This window comes from Brunnivagina elsteri CCALA 953, from assembly GCF_002289455.1.
GTDB lineage: Bacteria > Cyanobacteriota > Cyanobacteriia > Cyanobacteriales > Nostocaceae > Brunnivagina > Brunnivagina elsteri.
On sequence record NZ_NTFS01000641.1, the window covers coordinates 1 to 2,414 of the forward strand.

At 36.8% G+C, this 2,414-nt stretch carries 2 protein-coding genes and 1 pseudogene; 1 reads left to right on the forward strand and 2 read right to left on the reverse strand.

The window, feature by feature from the left end; all coding sequences use genetic code 11:
• A pseudogene (locus CK510_RS29385) lies at positions 1-256 on the reverse strand (15,16-dihydrobiliverdin:ferredoxin oxidoreductase); the annotation flags it as partial.
• An 85-nt stretch (positions 257-341) separates the two neighbouring features.
• Here CK510_RS29385 and CK510_RS29390 point away from each other — a divergent pair.
• Entirely contained in the window at positions 342-728 is a 387-nt protein-coding gene (locus tag CK510_RS29390) for a pentapeptide repeat-containing protein (protein ID WP_095724985.1), read from the forward strand.
• A gap of 105 nt (positions 729-833) precedes the next feature.
• Here CK510_RS29390 and CK510_RS29395 read toward each other — a convergent pair whose 3' ends face one another.
• The gene (locus CK510_RS29395; RefSeq protein WP_095724986.1) at positions 834-2,402 is read right to left on the reverse strand and encodes a glycosyltransferase family 39 protein; all 1,569 of its coding nucleotides are present in this window, start codon (positions 2,400-2,402) and stop codon (positions 834-836) included.
• Between the last annotated feature and the right edge of the window lie 12 nt (positions 2,403-2,414).

The window sequence follows — 2,414 nt, forward strand, 5'->3', positions numbered from 1 at the left end:
GTTGAAAATCAAGCCCAATCAGGTTTTTAATTTTACCAAACGACAAAAAGTCAATCCCTAAAAGCGGTAAATCATAACAATGATTGGGGTAAATAACACTATTAAAAATTTGCGAAGCTTCCCCAGCATCTATGTATGTATATCGTATTTTTCTTAGCTCCTGGCATTGATAACACCAACTGCGAATTGTCGCTGGATGTCTACCGCGATCGCTAACGTTAAGCTCTAAGCCAGAAGGGATAGTCCGATTTTGCAAATCGAACCGTTGAAATAGCTGCAAAACCCAATGGAGCGAAGGCTTTAATTATAGGTCTTCCGGTGCGGCTGGTCCCTACGCAAATTTGAATGGTGTATATCTTTGTACAGCAAATTTACGTAATGCTGATTTACAAAACGCAAACTTGCGGGGTGCTTATTTAAGTGGAGTGGATTTGACTGGTGCTAATTTAAAAGGTTCTGCAATGAGCAGTGCTGATTTAAATAAAGCATTTTTAACGGGTGCATTTTTGCAGGATGCAAGAATGATGTCCTGTGATTTACGTTTTTGCGATTTGCGAGCTGCTGACTTGAAAAATGCAATGTTGGAAAATTTAGCCAGTATTGCTGGTGCTGACTTTACAATGGTACAAGGTTTGAGCGATGGCGATCGCACTATCTTAAAAAGTCGTTCTGCATCGGAACTCGATGTTTGGAATTCCTATACTCGTCGCACTACTAGGGAAAGTTGAAATGAGTAAGTAAATGAGTGATAAGTGTTATTTACTCTCGTTTCTAGAGTTTTTAGTTTTGCGATCGCGATAATACAGACAAATTTTATCCACACTTCTTAGGAGTTAGATAATTGCTCTTGAACTTCTTTCTTCGAGAGTGTTAGGCTGCTGGGAAAAATGTAAAATATGACGTACAGATAAGTAGATTAGAACAAATAGAGGAATTAACAAAATTACAACTGCGAACCAGGGTATACCCGCATGTATGAATGAATTAGTCCATATATTTATGGTACTACTAGCATATTCATTTGCCTCGGAATAGGTGTTTTGAAGCACAATAATAGGTGCTTTGGTTGTGATTCTAATTATATTGTCAACACCAGCATGTAGCATATCAATAGCTTGGTTATGTGACCATCCCCAAATGAAATTTTGATCGTCAGCAATATTCTTTTCAACTGCGTACATTATGCGGAAATGCCAATTAGAAATTATTGATGATAAGCCTAAAATAAATCCAAATCCAGCAAGACAAATCGTTGTAATTCTCAGTGAAAATCGCTGCCAAATATAATCAAGATTAACGGCAAAGGGTATAAATAGAATTGGTAGGATTGTAATTAGGTGTCGTGGTCCCCATCCAACAGCACCGTACCAACTACGTAAACGTGCATGGAGCAAAAACCAAATTATTGTTAATGCAGCGATGTAAATACCTTCTTTGGGATATTGACGGTAAAATCGACGGAAGAGAACGATTGAAATTAGAAGTAATGGTGCGTAAATAAAGATACTTTTTCCAGGGCTAAGAAGTAACCCAGATAACCCAATAAATATATTACCATCAAGGGCATTGTTACCTGCATAAACACTAGTTTGTACAGGAGATTTATAGAAAATTCCCGTTCGTAAAAAATTGTACCACAATTGCCAGATAATAAATGGGATGAGCGTTATTCCTGCGAGAATAAATTCGCTGAGTTTGTTGACGATTGAGGCTTTACGATAAATTAGTAAATATGTAAATGCAGCTAAAATCCCTAGTATCATCGAGACGCGGGTAATAAATGCAAAACCTAAAGCGAGAAAGCAGCTAATAATAAATACTGAGTTTTTGGTTTGACGATAGCGAACTAAGGAAAAGAAGGAAGATATTAATAATGTTGTGCATATAACTCCATCAAACAAGTTACGTGAATATGTCCAGAAAAATGTTGTTAGGGCAAGGAGTATTGTGGCAATAAAACTTAGTCTAACTGTTTGATTAAAACCCACTTTTAAGAGGGCAAAAAACAGAGTTGCAGTGATGGATGAGTAGATGCCTGCTTGAAATGATAAAATGAATTGTTGAGCTTTTTCAATTGTTTCTAAACTGACGAACCTTGATGCTACATTTTCTAACATGACATTGACAAATGCAGTAGGTAGCATAAACAGAGTATTGCCTATTTCATGCCCTGCGTAGAATCTACCATTAGGTGCAATTTGGAAGATTCCTTCGGGTTGGGTCGCAAATCCAAGCTGTCCATGTTTGATGATTTGGACTGCAACTTCATAGTGAAATAAGCCTTCGGAGGAGTCAACTCCACTGTTAGTTAGTGCAAATATTGCCCAGAAAAAAATAAAAACACTAACGTATAAACTATATTGTTTGTACAGATTAATAATGCGATTAAAAATTATATTCATTAGCTAGGAAAC